The 19,362-nt window shown below is 34.5% G+C and carries 21 protein-coding genes; 19 read left to right on the forward strand and 2 right to left on the reverse strand.

Annotated elements, in window-relative coordinates:
* The first annotated feature begins 96 nt into the window (after positions 1-96).
* The 17 genes from MHI00_RS01565 (at position 97) to MHI00_RS01645 (ending at position 14,886) form a co-directional block, all read left to right on the forward strand.
* A complete protein-coding gene (locus MHI00_RS01565) occupies positions 97-1,332 on the forward strand; it encodes an MFS transporter (protein WP_341110441.1) in 1,236 nt (411 codons plus the stop codon).
* A gap of 281 nt (positions 1,333-1,613) precedes the next feature.
* Positions 1,614-2,261, forward strand: coding sequence for a dTMP kinase (gene tmk, locus MHI00_RS01570; protein WP_010053483.1), 648 nt, complete (start codon positions 1,614-1,616; stop codon positions 2,259-2,261).
* A gap of 1 nt (position 2,262) precedes the next feature.
* The gene (locus MHI00_RS01575) at positions 2,263-2,592 is read left to right on the forward strand and encodes a cyclic-di-AMP receptor (RefSeq protein WP_010053484.1); all 330 of its coding nucleotides are present in this window, start codon (positions 2,263-2,265) and stop codon (positions 2,590-2,592) included.
* 17 nt (positions 2,593-2,609) lie between these two features.
* Complete coding sequence (gene holB / locus MHI00_RS01580; RefSeq protein WP_010053485.1) at positions 2,610-3,605, forward strand: DNA polymerase III subunit delta'; 996 nt, start codon at positions 2,610-2,612, stop codon at positions 3,603-3,605.
* Positions 3,606-3,635: 30 nt separating this feature from the next.
* Complete coding sequence (locus MHI00_RS01585) at positions 3,636-4,448, forward strand: PSP1 domain-containing protein (RefSeq protein WP_010053486.1); 813 nt, start codon at positions 3,636-3,638, stop codon at positions 4,446-4,448.
* A 60-nt stretch (positions 4,449-4,508) separates the two neighbouring features.
* Positions 4,509-4,853, forward strand: a complete 345-nt coding sequence (locus MHI00_RS01590) for an initiation-control protein YabA (RefSeq protein WP_010053489.1) — start codon at positions 4,509-4,511, stop codon at positions 4,851-4,853.
* A 183-nt stretch (positions 4,854-5,036) separates the two neighbouring features.
* Complete coding sequence (locus tag MHI00_RS01595) at positions 5,037-5,234, forward strand: hypothetical protein (protein WP_010053490.1); 198 nt, start codon at positions 5,037-5,039, stop codon at positions 5,232-5,234.
* A gap of 581 nt (positions 5,235-5,815) precedes the next feature.
* Positions 5,816-6,121 (forward strand): PTS sugar transporter subunit IIB, encoded by a 306-nt coding sequence (locus MHI00_RS01600; protein WP_341110444.1) that lies wholly within the window; start codon positions 5,816-5,818, stop codon positions 6,119-6,121.
* 255 nt (positions 6,122-6,376) lie between these two features.
* Positions 6,377-7,633 (forward strand): PTS sugar transporter subunit IIC, encoded by a 1,257-nt coding sequence (locus tag MHI00_RS01605; protein ID WP_332629115.1) that lies wholly within the window; start codon positions 6,377-6,379, stop codon positions 7,631-7,633.
* A 17-nt stretch (positions 7,634-7,650) separates the two neighbouring features.
* Positions 7,651-7,968, forward strand: coding sequence for a PTS lactose/cellobiose transporter subunit IIA (locus tag MHI00_RS01610; RefSeq protein ID WP_016356659.1), 318 nt, complete (start codon positions 7,651-7,653; stop codon positions 7,966-7,968).
* A 19-nt stretch (positions 7,969-7,987) separates the two neighbouring features.
* A complete protein-coding gene (locus MHI00_RS01615; protein WP_341110455.1) occupies positions 7,988-9,421 on the forward strand; it encodes a glycoside hydrolase family 1 protein in 1,434 nt (477 codons plus the stop codon).
* Positions 9,422-9,487: 66 nt separating this feature from the next.
* Positions 9,488-11,422 carry a BglG family transcription antiterminator gene (locus tag MHI00_RS01620; RefSeq protein WP_015077650.1) on the forward strand — a complete coding sequence of 645 codons (1,935 nt, stop codon included), beginning with the start codon at positions 9,488-9,490 and terminating at the stop codon, positions 11,420-11,422.
* 176 nt (positions 11,423-11,598) lie between these two features.
* On the forward strand, positions 11,599-12,033 hold the full coding sequence (locus MHI00_RS01625; protein ID WP_341110460.1) for a site-2 protease family protein: 435 nt from the start codon (positions 11,599-11,601) through the stop codon (positions 12,031-12,033).
* Positions 12,034-12,144: 111 nt separating this feature from the next.
* Positions 12,145-12,576: an Rrf2 family transcriptional regulator gene (locus tag MHI00_RS01630; RefSeq protein ID WP_015077648.1), complete on the forward strand. Its 432-nt coding sequence runs from the start codon at positions 12,145-12,147 to the stop codon at positions 12,574-12,576.
* A gap of 95 nt (positions 12,577-12,671) precedes the next feature.
* Entirely contained in the window at positions 12,672-13,307 is a 636-nt protein-coding gene (locus MHI00_RS01635) for an NAD(P)-dependent oxidoreductase (RefSeq protein WP_341110463.1), read from the forward strand.
* Positions 13,308-13,520: 213 nt separating this feature from the next.
* Positions 13,521-14,471 (forward strand): MBL fold hydrolase, encoded by a 951-nt coding sequence (locus tag MHI00_RS01640; protein ID WP_341110465.1) that lies wholly within the window; start codon positions 13,521-13,523, stop codon positions 14,469-14,471.
* A 25-nt stretch (positions 14,472-14,496) separates the two neighbouring features.
* The gene (locus tag MHI00_RS01645) at positions 14,497-14,886 is read left to right on the forward strand and encodes a DoxX family protein (protein WP_010053507.1); all 390 of its coding nucleotides are present in this window, start codon (positions 14,497-14,499) and stop codon (positions 14,884-14,886) included.
* Between the two features lie 49 nt (positions 14,887-14,935).
* On the opposite strand, the gene MHI00_RS01650 is transcribed toward MHI00_RS01645, so the two are convergent.
* Positions 14,936-15,655: a YebC/PmpR family DNA-binding transcriptional regulator gene (locus tag MHI00_RS01650; RefSeq protein WP_010053508.1), complete on the reverse strand. Its 720-nt coding sequence runs from the start codon at positions 15,653-15,655 to the stop codon at positions 14,936-14,938.
* Positions 15,656-15,861: 206 nt separating this feature from the next.
* On the opposite strand from MHI00_RS01650, the gene MHI00_RS01655 reads away from it, so the two are divergent.
* Both MHI00_RS01655 and MHI00_RS01660 read left to right on the forward strand, forming a co-directional pair.
* Positions 15,862-16,422 (forward strand): TetR/AcrR family transcriptional regulator, encoded by a 561-nt coding sequence (locus MHI00_RS01655; protein ID WP_015077644.1) that lies wholly within the window; start codon positions 15,862-15,864, stop codon positions 16,420-16,422.
* A 136-nt stretch (positions 16,423-16,558) separates the two neighbouring features.
* Complete coding sequence (locus MHI00_RS01660; protein ID WP_341110471.1) at positions 16,559-18,259, forward strand: oleate hydratase; 1,701 nt, start codon at positions 16,559-16,561, stop codon at positions 18,257-18,259.
* Positions 18,260-18,459: 200 nt separating this feature from the next.
* On the opposite strand, the gene MHI00_RS01665 is transcribed toward MHI00_RS01660, so the two are convergent.
* Positions 18,460-19,278 carry a Cof-type HAD-IIB family hydrolase gene (locus tag MHI00_RS01665; protein WP_057001175.1) on the reverse strand — a complete coding sequence of 273 codons (819 nt, stop codon included), beginning with the start codon at positions 19,276-19,278 and terminating at the stop codon, positions 18,460-18,462.
* Positions 19,279-19,362 lie beyond the last annotated feature (84 nt).

Here is a 19,362-nt window from a genome sequence, read left to right on the forward strand (position 1 = left end):
TATTGAGCGGGCTGTATTTTTGTTGACAAGGAAACTAAAATTAGTTATTATATTGTTGACTAAGAAACAATATTTAACTAATTAAGGAGAAATTCAATGTCAAAATTTAAAGAAAATAATGATCAAAATTCAGAAAAAAGAATAGACAAGCATGCGTTAGCCTTTGGTCTTATTTCAGCTTTCCTTTGTGGGGTTGGTTTTAGTATCATTATGCCGGTTGTTCCATTTTTAGTGCACCCTTATGTAAATAGCCCTCAAAATCAAACTATTATTGTTACGTTACTTACATCTGTTTATGCAGTCTGTGTCTTTTTTGTTGCTCCTGGAATCGGAGTACTAAGCGATAGATATGGTCGTCGACCAGTTTTAATAATTTGTCTTCTCGGCTCGGCTATTGGCTACCTAATTTTTGGAATAGGTGGAGCTCTATGGGTTTTATTCACTGGACGTATTGTTGAAGGAGTGACAGGTGGAAGTATTAGTACGATTTTTGCTTATTTTTCTGATATCATTCCTGCTCAGCAAAGAACCAAATATTTTGGATGGATTAGTGCTGTAGTTGGAGTTGGAACGGCTATTGGCCCAGCATTGGGTGGTTTACTGGCTAGGTTTGATTACTCATTGCCGCTGTATTTTGGAGCATTAATTACAGTAATCAACGTTGTATATGGATTTATCTATATGCCTGAGAGTTTAGATAAAAAAGATCGAATTGTAGCTATTCCAATAGTAAGATTGAATCCATTTACACAACTAATTACTATTTTATCAATGAAAAATTTAAAATGGTTGTTGATATCAGCTTTCTTATTGTGGTTACCAAATGGCTCATTACAGGCTGTTTTTTCACAATTTACAATTGATAATTTTAATTGGAAACCAGCTATAATTGGATTGATGTTTTCAATTATAGGCATCCAAGATATTCTTTCACAAGGGTTAATCATGCCTAAACTTTTATTGAAATATACGGACAAGCAAATTGCAATTATTGGAATGACAGCTGAAATTATCGGGTATAGCTTGATTGCAGGCTCAGCTTTGTTTTCATTTTATCCATTTTTTATTATTGGAATGTTTGTTTTTGGATTTGGGGATTCAATTTTTGGTCCATCATTTAATGGAATGTTATCTAAATCTGTTGATGCTAGTGAACAAGGGAGAATCCAAGGCGGTAGTCAATCAATTCAAGCTTTAGCAAGAATTGTTGGACCGATTATTGGAGGTCAAATCTATATTATACTAGGTCATGCAGCTCCTGCTTTTATGGGTGTGATTCTCATTGCACTAGCGATTTTATTTCTATATAAGCGCGGACTTGTTGAGACTTAAATTATGTTTAAATTGCTAGCACCAAGAATGGCGTTTTTTGTTGATAATTCTAGCTTATTAGACTAGGTCTGTTAAATCTGATTTTTGAAAAAGATGAATTCCCCTCAAAGTAAAGAACTACTTTATGGGGATTTGTTTTTTTGTTTGATTTAGGGGATTCAAAGAGCTTTTTATCCGAATAAAATCAGTTTTTTTGGTACCTTAAATTTTTTGATTAGACGGTTGGCACTAGATAAAGTATAATGAATAGTAGAATAAGTGATGATAAGGGGTACGGTAAAGTGGATGGTATTTTTATAACAATTGAAGGTCCAGACGGTGCTGGGAAAACAAGTGTCTTAAAGGAGTTGTTGCCATTACTGGAAGCAACAGTGCAAATGGATGTTATTGCAACTAGGGAACCTGGTGGTAGTCGAATTGCAGAGGAAATTAGAGAATTAATCTTGAATCCAGTCAATACGGAAATGGATATTCGGACAGAAGCTTTACTTTATGCCGCAGCACGGAGACAACATTTGATTGAAAAAATAAAACCCGCCTTAGAAAGTGGTGCTTTATTAATGTGTGATCGTTTTGTAGATAGCTCTCTAGCCTATCAAGGTGCTGGTAGAGACATCGGAGTTGAAGCTGTAAGAGAGATGAATCTATTTGCTACAGAAGGCTTGGAACCGGACCTAACGCTCTATTTAGATGTTGAGGCAAGTGTTGGAATCGAACGAATTACACGTAATAAGGATAGTCGTCAGTTTGATCGATTGGATCAAGAAAAAATTGAATTTCATGAAAAAGTTCGAACAGCTTATCTGAAACTAGCTAGTGAAAATCCAAAAAGAATTAAAATGATTGATGCTAGTGGGTCTATTTCAGAAGTTGTAGCAGCTTGTTATACGTTAATTACAGAAAAATTAAAATTGAAAGAGGTTGAATAAAATGAAATTACTATTAGCGATTGTTCAAGATAAAGATAGCGCACGTCTTTCAAATGAATTTGTTGATGCAGGTGTAAGAGCAACAAAACTCTCTACAACAGGTGGGTTCTTGAAATCAGGGAATACAACGTTTATTGTTGGGATTGAAGATGAACGGATTCAAGAAGTTTTAGATATTATTCGTGAAACCTGTCAAGCAAGAGAACAATTTATGACTCCGCCAATTAGCCTAGACGTTTCTATGGATACACATATGCCTTATCCAATTGAAGTCCAAGTTGGTGGTGCAACAGTATTTGTTATGCCGGTAGAACAATTCCATCAATTTTAGAAGATAAGGGGACTAAGATGGATAACGAAAACAATTTAGAATGGTTACAACCGCAACTTTTTAATCGCTTCAAAAAAAACTTACAGCATGGGCAACTTGCTCATGCTTACCTTTTTGAGGGCGTACCAGGTGTTGGTAAGAAGGAAATGGCTATTTGGTTGTCGCAAGCTATTTTTTGCTTAGAACCTGAAGATGGTCTACCTTGTGGGAAGTGCCAAAATTGTACTAGAATTTTGGAACACCAACACCCAGACGTTACTGAGCTTGCTCCAGATGGCCTTTCTATTAAAGTCGATCAAGTTAGAGAATTAAAAACCGAATTTTCTAAAAGTGGTGTTGAAGGCCGTCAAAAAGTTTTTATTGTTGAAGATGTTGAAAAAATGACAGTTGGAGCAGCCAATAGTTTACTAAAATTTTTAGAAGAACCTGAAGGAACAGTCGTGGCTTTTTTATTAACAACGGCTAAACAAAAAATTTTACCGACTATTTTATCCCGTTGCCAACTTGTTCATTTTTCACCACTTTCTAAACGAATGTTATTAACTGAATTAAAAAAATTAGAAATTAGTGAAAAACAGGGCGCTTTATTAGTACATTTGACCAATAGTTTGGAATCAGCAGTTGAAATGAATCGCAATGAATGGTTTAATGAAGCTAGGGATATTATCTGGAAATGGTTTCAGTTAATTTCTCAAAATGAAAAACAAGCTTTTATTTTTGTTCAAACAGACGTTATGCCTCATTTTAAGGAAAGAGAACAACAAATGCTGGCTTTTGAATTGTTGTTGTTAGCTTATCGCGATGCACTGATGCTTTTGTATGGTTCAGTTGATCAGTTAGCTTATCCTCAACATCAAAAGATACTACAAGATTTTCTGGCAAGAAGTCGAGGGAAAGATGTAACAGCAGCGATTGAAACGATTTTATTTAGTCGAAAAAAACTAGAAAGTAATGTTTCAGCGCAAGGTGTTTTTGAACAAATGGTTCTTTTATTAATGAGAAATTCTATTTAGACAGAATAAAGCTGGAGTGAGGGACGATTCATGAAAACAGTAATTGGTGTTAGATTTAAACATGCTGGCACAATTTATTACTTTTCTCCTGGTAGTTGGGAATGTCACGTTGGCGACCAAGTGGTTGTAGAAACGCAACATAGCATCGAAATGGGCAATGTTGTGATAGATAAAAAAGAAGTTTTAGAAGAAGATTTAATTCATCCTCTCAAGGAAATTAACAGTATTGCTACTGAAAAAGATTTCCAAAAGGAAGAGCAAAATAAAATCGATGCAGCTAAGGCTTACGATATTGCGACAGAAAAAATAACTCATCATCAGTTGGAAATGAAACTGATTAATGTAGAATATACTTTTGATCGTAGCAAGATGATCTTTAATTTTAGTGCAGAAGGTCGAGTTGATTTTCGAGAGTTAGTTAAGGATTTAGCTAGTGTGTTTAAAACACGGATTGAATTACGCCAAATTGGTGTTAGGGATGAAGCTAAATTACTTGGTGGAATTGGACCGTGTGGACGTATGCTGTGCTGTTCAACTTTCTTAGGAGACTTTATGCCGGTATCTATTAAAATGGCTAAAGATCAAAATTTATCGTTAAACCCAACGAAAATTTCAGGCTTATGTGGCCGTTTAATGTGTTGCTTAAAGTATGAAAATGATGAATACGAAGCAGCTAAACGTGAGTTGCCAGACTATGGGAAAAAGGTAGTAACACCAGATGGTGAAGGAACAGTTATTGGCTTAAACTTATTGAGCCGAATTATTAAAGTGCGCTTGAATGGGAAAGAAACGCCCTTAGAGTATACTTTAGAAGAATTAAATGAAGCAACTGCTAATATGTAAAGAAGGTACATTGTGTTACTTTCTCAGAACGATTTCATATAAAAGAGTAGGTGAGGACCGATGGATAAAAGAACTTTATATGATAGCTTCACCAAGTTAGAATTGGATACTGATGCTACTTTACACCAAATTACAGCGTTAAAAAAAGGTGTAGAAGAGTTAGTTGAAGAAAATGCGGTGCTACAGATTGAAAACCAACATTTAAGAGATCGTTTAGATGATATAGAAAAACAGAAACGAATTGATGAAGAGGTAGTCGAACCAGAAATGACAAAATCTCGCATGAATTTAGAAAAGCTATATGAAGATGGCTTTCATGTTTGTAATGTCTTCTATGGCTCAAGAAGAGTTGGGGATGAACCCTGTGCATTTTGTTTGGATGTAATTTATGGTGAGCGTAGGTAAGTATTTAATACTGCTGAGTCAAGTTAAGTAAAGTTTTAGATTAGGATTAATCTAGAACTTTATTTGTCGTTATATGTATTTGTGCGTAACGAAACAAACAAAAAACTATGATTTTTAGTGAAAAGTATGCTATATTAAAGAGCATAAAAGGAAGCGTTTTATTAATTGAAAGGTGGGATTTCCATGAATCAAATGACAGCTAATGAAATCATTGAATTTTTACAACGTCAAAAAGAAACAACTAAATTTACTTTTAATATGGTCAATCCTGATAATTTTATGATTGTGATTGAATTGAAAAATGAACCGGCAGCTTTTACGTTTATCAATGAGAATACAGAAGCAACGTTTGAATTGACAGATGCAAATGAATTACTTTAAATAAAGTGAAAATAAAGAAGTCAGTAGATAGAGAATTCTAAAGATGTTACTGACTTGAAAAGTATTGCTAACCATGGTAAGATTGAGATAAGAAAAATTCATTGTATACACCAAACCCCCATATTTCGCACGATATGGGGGTTTTTGTTATACTAAGTAAAAAAACATAACGGGTGTTGACAGTTGTCACCTCTTATTTATCTTTACGGTTTAGCCAATAGCCGAAAACCTCTGCAAGTATTGCTACAGTCAAAGGCAAGATAAACGTTACAAGAAACAAATTCATTGCATACACCTCCTCTCACTAAGACTAGTCCCTCGTGAGATAGGTGACTCTAAAAGTATAGCATACCATTTTATTGAATGAAACCAGTTATTTAATTAGTTGTCATATTGGAATGATTGTTGTATATGAAACAAAATGAAGACAATTGAAACAAGTTTATCCCTATAATTAGGTGATAAGCTTGTTTTGTTATCTAATCGTTTTCCTACATAGCGGAAATTTATTGAGTGGTAGGATTTTGCATAGGGTTGTATGCTAGGAGTAAGAAATCGAAAAGAAAAAGGAGTGAATAAAAATGAAAACGATTTTATTAATTTGTGGTGGCGGAGCTTCTAGTGGATTTATGGCAGCAAATATGCGGAAAGCAGCAAAAAAGAAAGGCTTAGAGGTATCTATTTCAGCCAGAAGTGAATCTGAGTTAGATGAGCATTTGGATACCATTGATGTATTGTTAATTGGACCGCATTTAGCTTATATGGAAGAAGAGGCAAAAGAAAAAGCTGAAAGTTCAGGCAGAGAGATTCTTGTTAAGGTTATCCCTCAGAAAGTCTATGGAATGATGGATGGTGTAGGTGCCTTAGAATTATTAGATAGTAAGTAGTCTAGTTCTTATGAGCCAACTTTTCAAAAAGAAGATAAAATCCCCTCAAAGTAAAAAAATACTTTGTGTGTATTTTCCTATCTTTTTGTCAAGGCCAGCTTTTATGAGTTAGCCTCTCGGAAGAAAGATGAAATTTCGAGGTGACAAAAAACGTCACATCAAATTTCCCTATTCTTCAGTCGAGCCTGTGCGAACTTAACAAGCTTTTGATAGAGCTAACCGGATCAACAAAATTTTATCGAGGAGGATGAGGATATGCAAAAAATAATTGATTTTATGACAAATAGTTTTGCCCCTAAAGTAAATAAGATTACTAAAAATGTTTGGGTTGCATCATTACAGGACTCAGTTATGGCTATTTTACCATTTATACTAGTGAGTTCGATTGTAACAATGGTTTCATTGATTAATGAAATTGCAGATATTATTCCAGATTTGTCTATTATTAATACTTTTACATTTGGTTTATCGGGGATGTTTGTGGCGTTTCTGCTGCCTTACTTTATTATGGAAAAGAAAAAAAGAGGGGATAAGAAGCTATTAGCTGGTTTAACTGGGTTAGCTTTATACTTATTGTTGATTTTCCCTGAGATGAGTACTGATGGAGGATCAATTACTTTCACACTTGCACGTTTTGGTGCAGTTGGTATGTTCGTCTCCATTGTTGTAGGAATATTTGTTGCGATTATTATGAATTTATTTTCTAAATGGTCTTTTTTTAATAAGGATGAAACAAGCTTACCAGATTTCATTATTGTCTGGTTTGATTCTTTACTACCTATTACTGTGATTATCGTCAGTGGCTGGTTATGTTATTCTATTTTCCAAATCGATGTCTTTGATTTAATTGCGATTCTTTTTGAACCCCTGCAAATGTTGGGACAAAGCTTTTGGGGATTTGTTTTAATGGGCTTCTTAATGGCGTTCTTGTATTCATTTGGAATCAGCACATGGGTATTAACACCAGTATTTATGCCGATTGCGTTAAAAGGAATTGCGGATAATGCCGCACTAGTCGAAAAAGGCATGGATGCTGTTTATATCAACACGCAAGAAACGTTTTATTCAGGTTGGTGTGCATTTGGTGGGGTCGGTTACACAATGATACTGGCAATATTGTTACTTCTCGCTAAATCAACTCGTTTACGAGCTATTGGTAAAGCCACTATTTTACCGTCTATCTTTAATATAAATGAGCCACTTGTTTATGGTGCACCAATTGTTTTTAATCCAATGTTGATGATTCCTTTTTGGTTAAATGGCGCAATTATTCCGGCGATTACGTATCTTGTATTAAGCACAGGATGGATTTCGATTCCGGCAAAAGCATTCCAATTATGGTATCTGCCGTATCCGATTTCAACGTATTTAGTCTCGGGTGATATCAAAGGAATCTTCCTTTTTGCACTATTAGCAGGAGTATCTTTATGCATTTGGTATCCATTCTTTAAAGCCTATGATAATGCAGAAGTAAAAAATGAATTGGAAGAAGAATTAGCTGTAATTAATTAATGAAGGGAACAAAAAATATGAATGACGAAATGAATCAAGTCGCGATGCAAATTATTTTACATGCTGGAAATGCAAGACAAGTTATTTTTGAGGTTTTTGATGAAATTGGAGATGAACATTTTGACCACGCTAAAGAGTTATTAAAGGAAGCCAAGAAAGAAATAGTATTAGCTCATAAAGCCCAGACTGAAACCATTCAGGCAGAAGCAAGTGGCATCCATCATGATTTTTCATTATTATTTGCACATGCTCAAGATACGTTGATGACGATTAGTTCAGAATGGAATATTGCGAATAAAATGGTTTCACTGGTAGAAAAGCTGACAAAAAAATAAAAGGAATGGAGCGATGACAATGACAGGTTTTCCAAAAGGTTTTTTATGGGGCGGAGCAGTTGCTGCAAATCAGATTGAAGGTGGATTTGGATTAGATGGCAAGGGATTGAGTGTGGCAGATGTCCATTTATATAATCCAGAGCTAGATATTAAAACTGCGAGTCAAGAATCTGAAATGACATTGGCGGAAGTCAAACGAGCGATGTTGGATGAAGAAGGTTATTACCCAAAACGACATGGCATTGATTTTTATCATACCTATAAAGAGGATTTAAAATTATTAGCTGAAATGGGTTTTACAACGTTTAGAACTTCGATTGATTGGTCGCGAATTTTTCCAAATGGGGATGATGCGGAACCAAATGAATTAGGGTTACAATTTTATGATCGTTTAATCGACGAATGTTTAGCGTTGGGAATGGAGCCAATTATTACAATGCTTCATTATGAAACACCTTTAGCAATTACCTTGAATTATGGTGGTTGGAACAACCGTGAAGTGATTGAGTTATTCGCAAAATATGGCGAAGTTTTACTAAAACGTTACAAAGATAAGGTTAAGTATTGGATTGTGATTAACCAGATTAATTTAGTTCATTTAGAGTCTTTTAATTCGATTGCAATTTGCGAGGATCAAGTTGAAAATAATGAAGAGGCTAAATACCAGGCGATTCATAACCAACTTGTGGCATCAGCGCTGATTGTAAAAAAAGCTCGTGAAATCAATCCAATATTTCAAATGGGGACGATGTTAGCAGATTGTACGGCTTCACCTTTTTCATGTGCACCAGATGATGTCATGCTAGCAATGAAGCGAAATCGAATGCAGTATTTCTTTACAGATGTGCAATTTAGAGGCGCATATCCAGTTTATATGCGTCGCTACTTTGCTGAAAACCAGCTTGATTTGCAAGAGGAGCCAGCAGATGAAATCTTGCTTCGTGAAAATACAATGGATTATTTAGCTATCTCTTATTATTACTCGCAAACGGTTTCGGCTAAGGAAAATGGAATGGATCCAACTGATGTGATGGAAAACCCACATTTAAAGGCAAATCCTTGGGGCTGGGCAATTGATGCAAAAGGTTTTTATAATTGTTTGAGTCAATATTATGATCGTTATCAAGTCCCTTTGATGATTGCTGAAAATGGATTTGGAATGTACGATAAAGTTGAAGAAAATGGCGAAATTAATGATGATTATCGCATAGCTTATCTAAGTGAACATTTGATGCAATTAAAAGAAGCTATTAAAGACGGGGTTGAAGTGATTGCCTATTGTGCTTGGGGACCGATTGATATTGTTAGTTGTTCTTCAGCCGAAATGGAAAAACGATATGGTTTCATTTATGTTGATTTAGATAATTTTGGAAAAGGTACGGGGAAACGTTTGAAAAAGAAAAGTTTTGACTGGTATAAAACCGTAATTGCATCTAATGGTGAAATACTGTAAATGGTTAGTCTATAGGAGGTAGCTTATCTAGCTACTTCCTATAGGTGTATTAAGGGGGATAGTTAAATGATGAAGAAAGTTACTGAAAATCAATTGATTCATTATTTATTCAGTCAAAATGGCTGGACAAAGGCATCAATCATTGCTAGTCATTTTCAATTCACTGAGCGTACTATACGAAATAGAATTAATGGGATTAATCAAAAAAGAGTTAAGCCGGTCATTATTTCTAGCCGTCAAGGATACAAAATAGATGCAGATGCCTATCGTCTCCAAAATAAAAAGCAAGAAGAAATAGTTAATGCTATTCCTGTAACGGTTAAAGAGCGGCAATTCTTTTTAATTCGCACCTTTCTTTCTTCTGCTAAGGGTGGGGTAAATTTATTTGATTTAGCTGAAATGTTATGTGTTTCGGAGGCGACTATTCGTCGTGATATCAAAAGTGTTAAGAAACGTTTAACTAAATTTGATATTCAGGTAGTTTCAAAAGAAGAAGATTATCAAATCAAAGGGTCTGAAGCACAAAAGCGCAAGGCAATGACGTATTTAATTTTTGAAGAGTCTAAAAAAACGATGGATCAACGGAAAATGGTTCAGCAATTACTAGGGGATATTGATCTGTTGGTTTTGCAAGAAATAATCAGTGACACTCTTGAACAGTACGACTATTTTATTAATCAATATTCTTTGAATAATATTTTGCTTCATTTTGCTGTAACACTGCAGCGCATGAGGGAAGAAAAGGCGATTGAAGCTGTAGAGGAGAAAGAATTAGATTCAGTTGAGTATCGCATGACGAAGGACATCACGCAAAAAATCGCACAACAGTTTGGAATAGTTTTTTCCAATGCTGAAATTTATAATTTATTTTTACTTTTTATTGGAAATACAACATTGACTACCTATGAATCATTGAGTCCAGAGCATTTGAAGGAGTATATTGGAAATCAAACTGTAGATATTGTGAAAGAGGTATTAGCTGATATTGGTCAAATGTACTTTATTCATCTTAGTGATGAAGCTTTTACGACTAAATTTATGATTCATGTCAGAAATTTAATCAGTCGTTCAAATTTAAGTAAGTTGTCCAAAAATCCATTACGAGAGGATATGAAACGAACCTATCCACTGATTTATGATGTGGCTGTTTCGATTGCGAGTGAATTAGAAAAACGGCTGTTGATTCAAGTTAACGAGGATGAAATTGCGTATATTGCCTTGCATCTAGGGGCTTACTTAGAATCTGTCACGAAGGAATCGGATGCTGTTAGTTGTGTTATTTTGTGTCCAAGATACTATGATATCCATCAAGGACTTTTGAAGAAAATAAAAGAAACATATCGGGAACAAATTAATATTCAAAAAATCGTAACGGATATGAGCTCCAATTGGCAAATAATGAAGCCTGAGTTAATTATTTCAATCTCGCCTTTTTCAGAAGAGGTATCTGCACATTTTGTTTTAGTACATCCTTTTTTAACTGATAAAGATTATAAGAATATTTCAGATGCAATCAGTAAGGTGAAACAAAATCGTAAGCAAATAAAAATGACAGGCTATATAAAAGAATTTTTTCGTCCTGAATTTTTTTATCGAGGGTTGTCATTTAAACACAAAAATAAAGCTATCTATTATATGACAGAGCAATTATTTAAAGCTGGTTATGTGTCGTCAGGTTTTACAGAAAAAGTCTTGGCTAGAGAAAAGCTATCATCAACGGCATTTAGTGATGGCGTAGCTGTTCCTCATGCATTAAAAATGAATGCAATTAAAACAGCAGTATCAGTTGCGATTTTTGATGAACCGATTGATTGGGATGGAAAAGTAGTTTATATTGTCGCTATTTTTGCGGTAAATAAAGAAAATCGCCCGATTTTTAGTCCCATGTTTGAAAATTTTATTCGTGTTTTATCAGAAGGAGATAATGTCCGAAGTTTGAGTGAATCTGAAAATTATGAGGACTTTACCAGTAATTTAATCCAGTTGATGGGGTCTGAATGAAAGAATTAAATCAACTAGCCTAACGTTATTAAGTTAGGCTTAGTTGATTTTTCTAATAATGTAATGACTTATTATATTCCGTCTGTTATAATTTATAAAAATATGTTGAATATTGCACGTTATCATAAAGGTTTATATACATATAAGTGAGAGTGAAAAAGAATTAGGAGGTAATTATGGAAATAGAAATCAATTTTCAGTTAATTTTTGTATTATATCTTGTGTTACTTATACACGAATTAGGCCATGTAATTGCAATCAAACTAATTGGCGGAGACTTTCTTTATGTGAGTTTGGGTCACGGACCTGAATTATGGAGCTTTAAAAAATTTAGAATCAATAAATACTTTTTTATTTTTAGAGGGTATACTGGTGTTAACTATAAGGAAAATCAGTCAAAGTTTGAATTAGTGTTTTTCTTTCTAAATGGAATACTGTTTTCCACAGTGATCTGGCTCATTATCAATTTATTTTGGGATAATTCATTTGTTCAAGAGTTTAATTTCTGCTTCTATGTACTAAGCTTTACTGCATTACTCCCAATAAATTACCCGATTGGAGGAAATCCAAGTGATTTCAAACAAGTATTAGATTTATATAGAAAGGGATAATAGAGCCATTCTATTGTTAAAGGAGCGATTATTTTATTATTTTTCACCAAAACTCTTGACTTATTTTTATATTGTAACTATAATGGTTACAGATAGAGAGGAAGGGTTGTTATGAGTATTTCAACAAAGTTTCCTGTAGCGGTTCATGTTTTATCTGTCCTTGCTTTAAATCGGCAAACAACGGTTTATTCAGATTTTATTGCAGCTAGTGTTAATACAAATCCAGTTGTGATTAGAAGAATTGTTGGTCTTTTAAAAAAAGCGGGACTCGTTGATTCTGCGCCAGGTGTTGGCGGTATTTCGTTAATCAAGGAACCAACAGATATTACCCTTTATGATATTTATGAGGCGGTTAACCCAACAAGTAAGGATTTATTTACTTTACATCAAGATACAAATCCAAATTGTATTGTCGGGAAAAACATTCAACATTCATTAGAAGGTGTGATGCAGACGGCAGAAGAAGCGTTAGAAAATGAGTTAAAACAGGTGACGTTGGCAGATACGATTGAAGAGATTCAACAACTTGACCAAGCTACTTGATTCACAGGATGTATAAGGTTGAACAAGAAACGTTCACCTTTTTATTTTAAATCGATTGTAACTTGAATGGTTACAAAAAACAGGAGGAAAATAAGATGAAAATTGGAATTATTGCAGCAAGTGGTAAAGCAGGAACGATGATTTTGAAGGAAGCAATCTCAAGAGGACATGAGGTTACGGCTATTGTTAGAAATGCAGCAAAAATTACAGATAGCCAAGTGACAGTTTTAGAACGTGATATTTTAGAAATCAGTTATGCAGATTTAAAAGAGTTTGATATTTTAGTAGATGCATTTAATGCGCCACATGGTCAAGAAGAGTTACATCAAACAAGTTTGGCTCATTTAACAAAAATTTTAGCAGGACATAAAACACCGCGTTTGATTGTAGTGGGTGGAGCAGGTAGTTTATACGTTGATCCAGCGAAAACGATTCGTGTGATGGACACACCAGATTTTCCAGATGCCTTTTTACCAACAGCAAGCAATATGGGCACAGCATTTGATGCATTGAAAGCAAATAATGAGATTATTTGGACGTATTTAAGCCCATCAGCGATGTTCTTACCTGATGGTGAACGAACTGGCAGCTATACAGTTGGTTTAGACAACTTGTTGGCCAATGCTGCTGGAGCAAGTGAAATATCTTATGCAGATTATGCGATTGCTTTGCTTGATGAAGCTGAAGCTGGTAAACACATCAATCAACGTTTTACAGTTGGTTCTAAATAAGAGTAAAAATTTCTAACGAAGCAGGCGTATCTAAAATCAGAAATTTTTTTAGATACGCCTAGTTTGTGTTCAATACGGCTAGTTTTTATGAGTTAACTCCTCGGAAAAAAGATGAATTTCCAAAAAAAGTAAAAAAGCAGTTTTCTTGAAATTCACTATTTTTCTGCCGGAGCTAAGTAGCTCAACAAACTTTTATTATAAGGAGAAGATAAGATGATAAAAAAAGCACTTATTTATATAAGTATTTCTGTGATGGCAGTTTTTTTAGTTGCATGTGGAGCGACATCAAAAATGGATAAATCTAGTAAGAGCGAAAAAAATCAAACAGAAAGCAAGCAAAAGAAAAAAGAGGGAAAACAAACGAATTATCAAAAAATTAAAGGTGAAAATGTCACCTATTATGTGATGAATCCAGATCCCGTTTTTGGATCAACAGCTGTGTTGATTGAAAAGGATGGCAAAGGTTTACTAGTTGATACTCAGTTTTCTAAAGATGATGCAGATAAAACGATTCAATTAATTAAGTCGAAAAAAATTGATTTAGAAACCATTTATGTATCTTATAGCGATCCTGATTATTATTTTGGAACAGCTTTTATTCAAGAGGCTTTTCCAACTGCAAAAGTTGTAGCAACTGAAGGGACAATTGACCGCATTAAGAGTACGTATGAAAATAAATTAACAGTCTGGGCAGATACATTAAAAGATAAAGCGCCTAAAGAGGTGATTATTCCAGAAGCCATTGATAACAAGGTAGCATTAGGAAATGAAAAATTTCAAATTACTGGGACAGATAAACCAGTGCTTTATAATGCAACAGATCAGTTAATTTTGGGCGGTATTCCAGTTTCAACAGATGGGCATTTATTTATGGCTGATACTAAAACGGTTGAGAGCCAAGAAAATTGGATTAATGATCTAACTGGTTTGGAAGAATTGCAAGCTAAAACAGTTATCCCAGGTCATTTTGGTCAAGGGAATAAATTTACTGCTGATAATATTACATTTACTAAAGACTATATCCAAAAATTTATTGAAGTTGAACAATCAAGTCAAACAAGCGCAGAAATTATGCAAAAAATGAAAGCAGCTTATCCTGATTTAGCTGAAGGTTCTTTGGAAATGAGCGCAAAAGTAGTAACTGGAGAGCAGGCTTGGGATTAAAAAATTAAATGGGAGTGATAGATGAATGGGAGCAAATAAAAATAAAGTAAGTATTAGTCTATTGTTGATTAGAATTATGTTAGGAATTACGATGGCATTACATGGAATTCAAAAATTTATGAATTTATCAGACACAACAGATTTCTTTGTAAGCTTAGGCTTGCCAAGTTTTATGCCGATAATTATTGCCTTAATTGAAGTTGTCGGTGGTATTTTTATGATTATTGGTTTGTTGGTTCCGTTAGTTTCATTAGGTTTCATTGCAATATTGGGAACAGCTATCTTTATGTTGAAATCAACAAGTGGTTTTGTTAATGGGTATGAATTAGAGCTTTTATTGATTGTTATGAGCATTGCAAGTGGATATGCACATCTGAATAAAAAAATCATTCAATTTATGCCTCCTAGTGCATAAAAGAAACTACAATAAAAAGAGACAGAGTACACTCTGTCTCTTTTTATTATTATTCGCCTAAATCAACGTTGTGATAAACTTTTTGAACGTCATCTAAATCCTCTAAAGCATCAATTAATTTCTCGAAATTGACTAAATCATCACCTTCAAGAGTGACTTCGTTTTGTGGCAACATTTCTGTTTCAGCAACTGTGAATTCTTCAATGCCACTCGCTTTTAGTGCTTCTTGAACGGCGTGGAAATCAGCTGGCTCAGCATAAATAATCGCTTGACCATCTTCTTCTAAAATATCTCGTACGTCAAGATCTGCTTCCATTAGAATTTCTAATAGCTCATCTGCATCTTTTCCTTCGACACCAAAAACAGCTGTGTTGTCGAACATGTAAGCAACAGCTCCACTAACACCCATGTTTCCGCCATTTTTACCATAAGCAGCACGGACATCTGAGGCAGTACGATTGACATTATTTGTTAGTGCATCCACAATAATCATAGAACCATTTGGTCCAAAGCCTTCGTAGCGTAGCTCAGAATAATTGTCTTCATCATTTCCTTTGGCTTTTTCAATTGCCCGATCAATAATATGTTTAGGTACATTATAGGTTTTTGCTCGCTCAATGACGAATCGTAATTTTTGATTAGTATGAGGATCAGGATCACCTTGCTTTGCAGCTACATAGATTTCAATACCGAATTTTGCATAGATACGACTGGTATTCGTATCTTTTGATGCTTTTTTGTCTTTAATATTTGCCCATTTACGACCCATATTTTCACTCACCTTCTGATTTAAAATTCGCTTTACCATGTATCATTATACTGTTAAATGTAGGATTTGTTAAGGTATTTTTTTAGAGTGGGTTTATAATTATCCAATCAGGTCGAAATTGGAATATAAAGTGAGATTCGTGGTAAACTACTATTAGAGAACTTGTGAAAAAAATTCTATCAACTATGAAGGCTAGAGGTGCTCTTATGAAGGATTCATTCATTACTAAAAAAGCTATTTCTGATGCGTTAATCGAACTGTGCCATTATAAGCGTTTTGATAAAATTAGTATTGCGGATATTACAGATAAATGTAGATTAAATCGTCAAACACTCTATTATCATTTTTCAGATAAGTATGATTTGTTGGAGTGGACGTATCAAGTAGGTGCTTTTAGCTATTTAGCTGAAGGAGTAACACTAGAAAATTGGGAGGAACATGTTTTAAAAATGTTGATTGAAATCAAAGAGAAAGCTGATTTTTATCAAAATACAGTTAGCAGTGATTCTGAAATTTTATCAGCTTGTTTTTCTAAAGTGACAAGTACACTCTTTATGGAATTATTTGAGCGTTTAGATTTGGAGAATCACGTCAGTCAGGCAGATAGGTGTTTTTATGCCCGCTTCTTTTCTTATGGGTGTTGCGGTGTTTTAGTTGATTGGATTAAAGTTGGGATGAAAGAAACTCCTGAAACGATTGCGACTCAATTCGTTCGTTTAGCCAATGATACTGAACTTTTAGCCTATCAACGGTTACATGAAGGTTAACAAATAACTCAATTTTATTACTAGACAATTGTCTTGTTTTGTCTGAATTTAAGACAGTTCCTATAGATTGGCTAGAGTCAGTTCCGACTTTTTAAGATATACTCGTTTTATTAAATAAAACGGGAGGGATTTTAGGATGAGTAAAAAAACAATCGGACTAATCGCAGCTGGTGCAACAGTTTTAGGTGCTGCCTATGGAACAAAAAAATTGCAAGAAGGCAAAGTTCAAGCAGATGAAAAAAAGGTAGATGAAGAAATAAAAGCGCGTTATTATGGCGACAAGCAAGTTTATTTTATTGGCGGTGGAATTGGTAGTTTATCAGGGGCTGCGTATTTGATTCGTGATGCAAATTTTGCAGGTAAAAATATTCACATTATTGAAGGTATGGACATTCTAGGTGGAAGTAATGACGGTTCTGGAACGATGAAGGATGGCTTTTTATGTCGTGGAGGTCGGATGTTAAATGAAGAAACCTATGAAAATTTCTGGGAGTTATTTGCTAGTATTCCTTCTTTAGAAATGCCAAATCAAAGTGTGACAGAAGAAATTTTAAATTTTGATCATTTACATCCAACTCATGCTCAAGCTCGATTAATTGATAAAGATCGGACTATTTTAGATGCGCATTCAATGGGCTTTGACAACAGTGACCGAGCATTAATGACAAAATTATTAGCAATGCCAGAAGATAAATTAGACAATAAAACAATTGAAGAATGGTTTGGACCACATTTCTTTGAAACCAATTTCTGGTTTATGTGGCAAACTACCTTTGCATTCCAAAAATGGAGTAGCCTGTTTGAATTTCGTCGTTATATGAATCGAATGATGCTAGAATTCAGTCGAATCGATACACTTGAAGGTGTGACACGTACTCGTTTTAATCAATATGAAAGTCTTATATTGCCATTAAAGGATTACTTGGATAAACATCAAGTTGATTTCAGCATGAATAAAACTGTAACAGATATTGATTTTAAAGATGGAGAAGGAATTACTGCCGAAACACTCCACTTTTCTGATGGATCAACAATTGACTTAAATGCTGGCGATGTTGTGATGATGACGAATGCATGCATGACAGATAGTACGACAGAAGGTGATTTTAATACACCTGCTCCAGTGCCAGAAGAACGTCCGATTTCAGGAGAATTATGGTATAAAATTGCTCAAAAGAAAGCTAATTTAGGCAATCCTGAGCCATTCTTTGCACATGAGTCTGAAACGAATTGGCAAAGTTTTACGGTGACAAATCGTGGGGATGAATTATTGAAACGGATTGAACGCTTTACTGGAAATATTCCAGGTAGTGGTGCTTTGATGACGTTTAAAGATTCTAATTGGTTAATGAGTATTGTTGTTGCAGCGCAACCTCATTTTAAAGCTCAAGATGCGAATACAACTATTTTCTGGGGTTATGGTTTATACCCAGATCGCATTGGGGATTATGTAAAAAAACCAATGAAAGAGTGTACTGGGGAAGAAATTTTATATGAATTAATCTGTCATTTGAAATGGGAAGAAGACTGGGAAGACATTAAAGCAGATGTTGTGAATGTCATTCCATGTTACATGCCTTATATCGATGCACAATTCCAACCTCGTGCAATGAGTGATCGTCCACAAGTTGTACCAGAAGGAAGTACGAATTTTGCGATGATTAGCCAATTTGTAGAGATTCCAAAAGATATGGTCTTTACAGAAGAATATTCTGTTCGTGCTGCACGAATTGCGGTATATACGCTATTTGATATTAACAAAAAAATTATACCGGTGACTCCTCATAATAAAGATCCTAAAGTATTAGCTAAAGCAACTCAAACCATGTTTAGATAGGTGTGGAAAAAGCTGCTCTGATTCGTCTAAACTGGAAGGAAATACAGTCAATCGTGAACTTTCGATTGAGGAGATTTTCTGAAGTTTACGAGAATCAAGCTTTTGTAACCAGATAAAGATAGCTGTGGAAACGATTCGTCTAAATAAAACTGAAAACCCAAGACAGGCCCCGTTAGTAGGAGCTGTCTTGGGTTTTCAGTTTATTTCAATACGAATTTATTAATTACAGCCGCAACCGCATGTTCCCTAAAAGTTTCAGGTGCAATATAATTAGCAGCTTTTTTTACATCAGGAGTTCCATTTTGAACACTAACTCCAAGTTCGGCAGCTTTTATCATCGTCAAATCATTTGTATTGTCTCCGATTGCAATCGTTTGGTTATGAGGAATTCCAAGTCGATCTGCTAAGCGTAATAAGGCAGAACCTTTGTTGACTCCTTGATGATTAAATTCAATATATCGATTTGATGAATAGCTGATATCAAATGCATCTTGAACAATAGGAGTAATATCTGCGTGGATTTGTTCTAAATAATGTTTATCTAGATTTTGATACAAAACTTTAACCAAGGGAATATCACGTAAAAACTCAATTGAGGGTTCGATTAATTCAATGCAATTGTTGATACGACCATTAAGATACGCTTTTTCTTCTTCGTGAAAATTGTAAATATAGACGTCGTCTTCTGTATAGATATGCATACAAACATCATAATTTAGACCAAAATTAAAAAGTTGCTCGCCTTGTTCAAAAGTAATGCCATTGAACTCTAAGACTTGATTGTTTTTATTTTCAGTAATAACTCCTCCATTAAATGAAATCACATATTCTGCTGGTAAATCTGCTAACCCTAATTCGACTAAGGTATCTTGAACCGTTCGATAACCACGACCTGTTGCGATAACGAATTTGACACCTTTTTGTTGAGCTTGATGGATGGCTAATTTATTTTCTTTCGATACTTGTTTATCTTCACCAATGAGTGTTTCATCTAAATCACAAGCAATTAATTGATACATAAACGCATTCCTCCTAATTTGTTTCTTTCTCTATCATAAGCTGTGTAATGGATACCATGTCAAGTTTTATTTGTGTTATACTCA

Source organism: Carnobacterium sp. FSL E2-0243 (genome assembly GCF_038003605.1).
GTDB lineage: Bacteria > Bacillota > Bacilli > Lactobacillales > Carnobacteriaceae > Carnobacterium > Carnobacterium maltaromaticum.

Bases quoted from the DNA above. Each gene is read 5' to 3' on its own strand.
- MHI00_RS01625 (WP_341110460.1), top strand. From the start codon at position 11,599: ATGGAAATAGAAATCAATTTTCAGTTAATTTTTGTATTATATCTTGTG.
- MHI00_RS01590 (WP_010053489.1), top strand. From the start codon at position 4,509: ATGGATAAAAGAACTTTATATGATAGCTTCACCAAGTTAGAATTGGAT.
- MHI00_RS01575 (WP_010053484.1), top strand. From the start codon at position 2,263: ATGAAATTACTATTAGCGATTGTTCAAGATAAAGATAGCGCACGTCTT.
- MHI00_RS01595 (WP_010053490.1), top strand. From the start codon at position 5,037: ATGAATCAAATGACAGCTAATGAAATCATTGAATTTTTACAACGTCAA.
- MHI00_RS01600 (WP_341110444.1), top strand. From the start codon at position 5,816: ATGAAAACGATTTTATTAATTTGTGGTGGCGGAGCTTCTAGTGGATTT.
- MHI00_RS01650 (WP_010053508.1), bottom strand. From the start codon at position 15,655: ATGGGTCGTAAATGGGCAAATATTAAAGACAAAAAAGCATCAAAAGAT.
- MHI00_RS01665 (WP_057001175.1), bottom strand. From the start codon at position 19,278: ATGTATCAATTAATTGCTTGTGATTTAGATGAAACACTCATTGGTGAA.
- MHI00_RS01605 (WP_332629115.1), top strand. From the start codon at position 6,377: ATGCAAAAAATAATTGATTTTATGACAAATAGTTTTGCCCCTAAAGTA.
- MHI00_RS01615 (WP_341110455.1), top strand. From the start codon at position 7,988: ATGACAGGTTTTCCAAAAGGTTTTTTATGGGGCGGAGCAGTTGCTGCA.
- MHI00_RS01630 (WP_015077648.1), top strand. From the start codon at position 12,145: ATGAGTATTTCAACAAAGTTTCCTGTAGCGGTTCATGTTTTATCTGTC.
- holB (WP_010053485.1), top strand. From the start codon at position 2,610: ATGGATAACGAAAACAATTTAGAATGGTTACAACCGCAACTTTTTAAT.
- MHI00_RS01585 (WP_010053486.1), top strand. From the start codon at position 3,636: ATGAAAACAGTAATTGGTGTTAGATTTAAACATGCTGGCACAATTTAT.
- MHI00_RS01620 (WP_015077650.1), top strand. From the start codon at position 9,488: ATGATGAAGAAAGTTACTGAAAATCAATTGATTCATTATTTATTCAGT.
- MHI00_RS01660 (WP_341110471.1), top strand. From the start codon at position 16,559: ATGAGTAAAAAAACAATCGGACTAATCGCAGCTGGTGCAACAGTTTTA.
- MHI00_RS01645 (WP_010053507.1), top strand. From the start codon at position 14,497: ATGGGAGCAAATAAAAATAAAGTAAGTATTAGTCTATTGTTGATTAGA.
- MHI00_RS01635 (WP_341110463.1), top strand. From the start codon at position 12,672: ATGAAAATTGGAATTATTGCAGCAAGTGGTAAAGCAGGAACGATGATT.
- MHI00_RS01565 (WP_341110441.1), top strand. From the start codon at position 97: ATGTCAAAATTTAAAGAAAATAATGATCAAAATTCAGAAAAAAGAATA.
- MHI00_RS01610 (WP_016356659.1), top strand. From the start codon at position 7,651: ATGAATGACGAAATGAATCAAGTCGCGATGCAAATTATTTTACATGCT.
- MHI00_RS01640 (WP_341110465.1), top strand. From the start codon at position 13,521: ATGATAAAAAAAGCACTTATTTATATAAGTATTTCTGTGATGGCAGTT.
- MHI00_RS01655 (WP_015077644.1), top strand. From the start codon at position 15,862: ATGAAGGATTCATTCATTACTAAAAAAGCTATTTCTGATGCGTTAATC.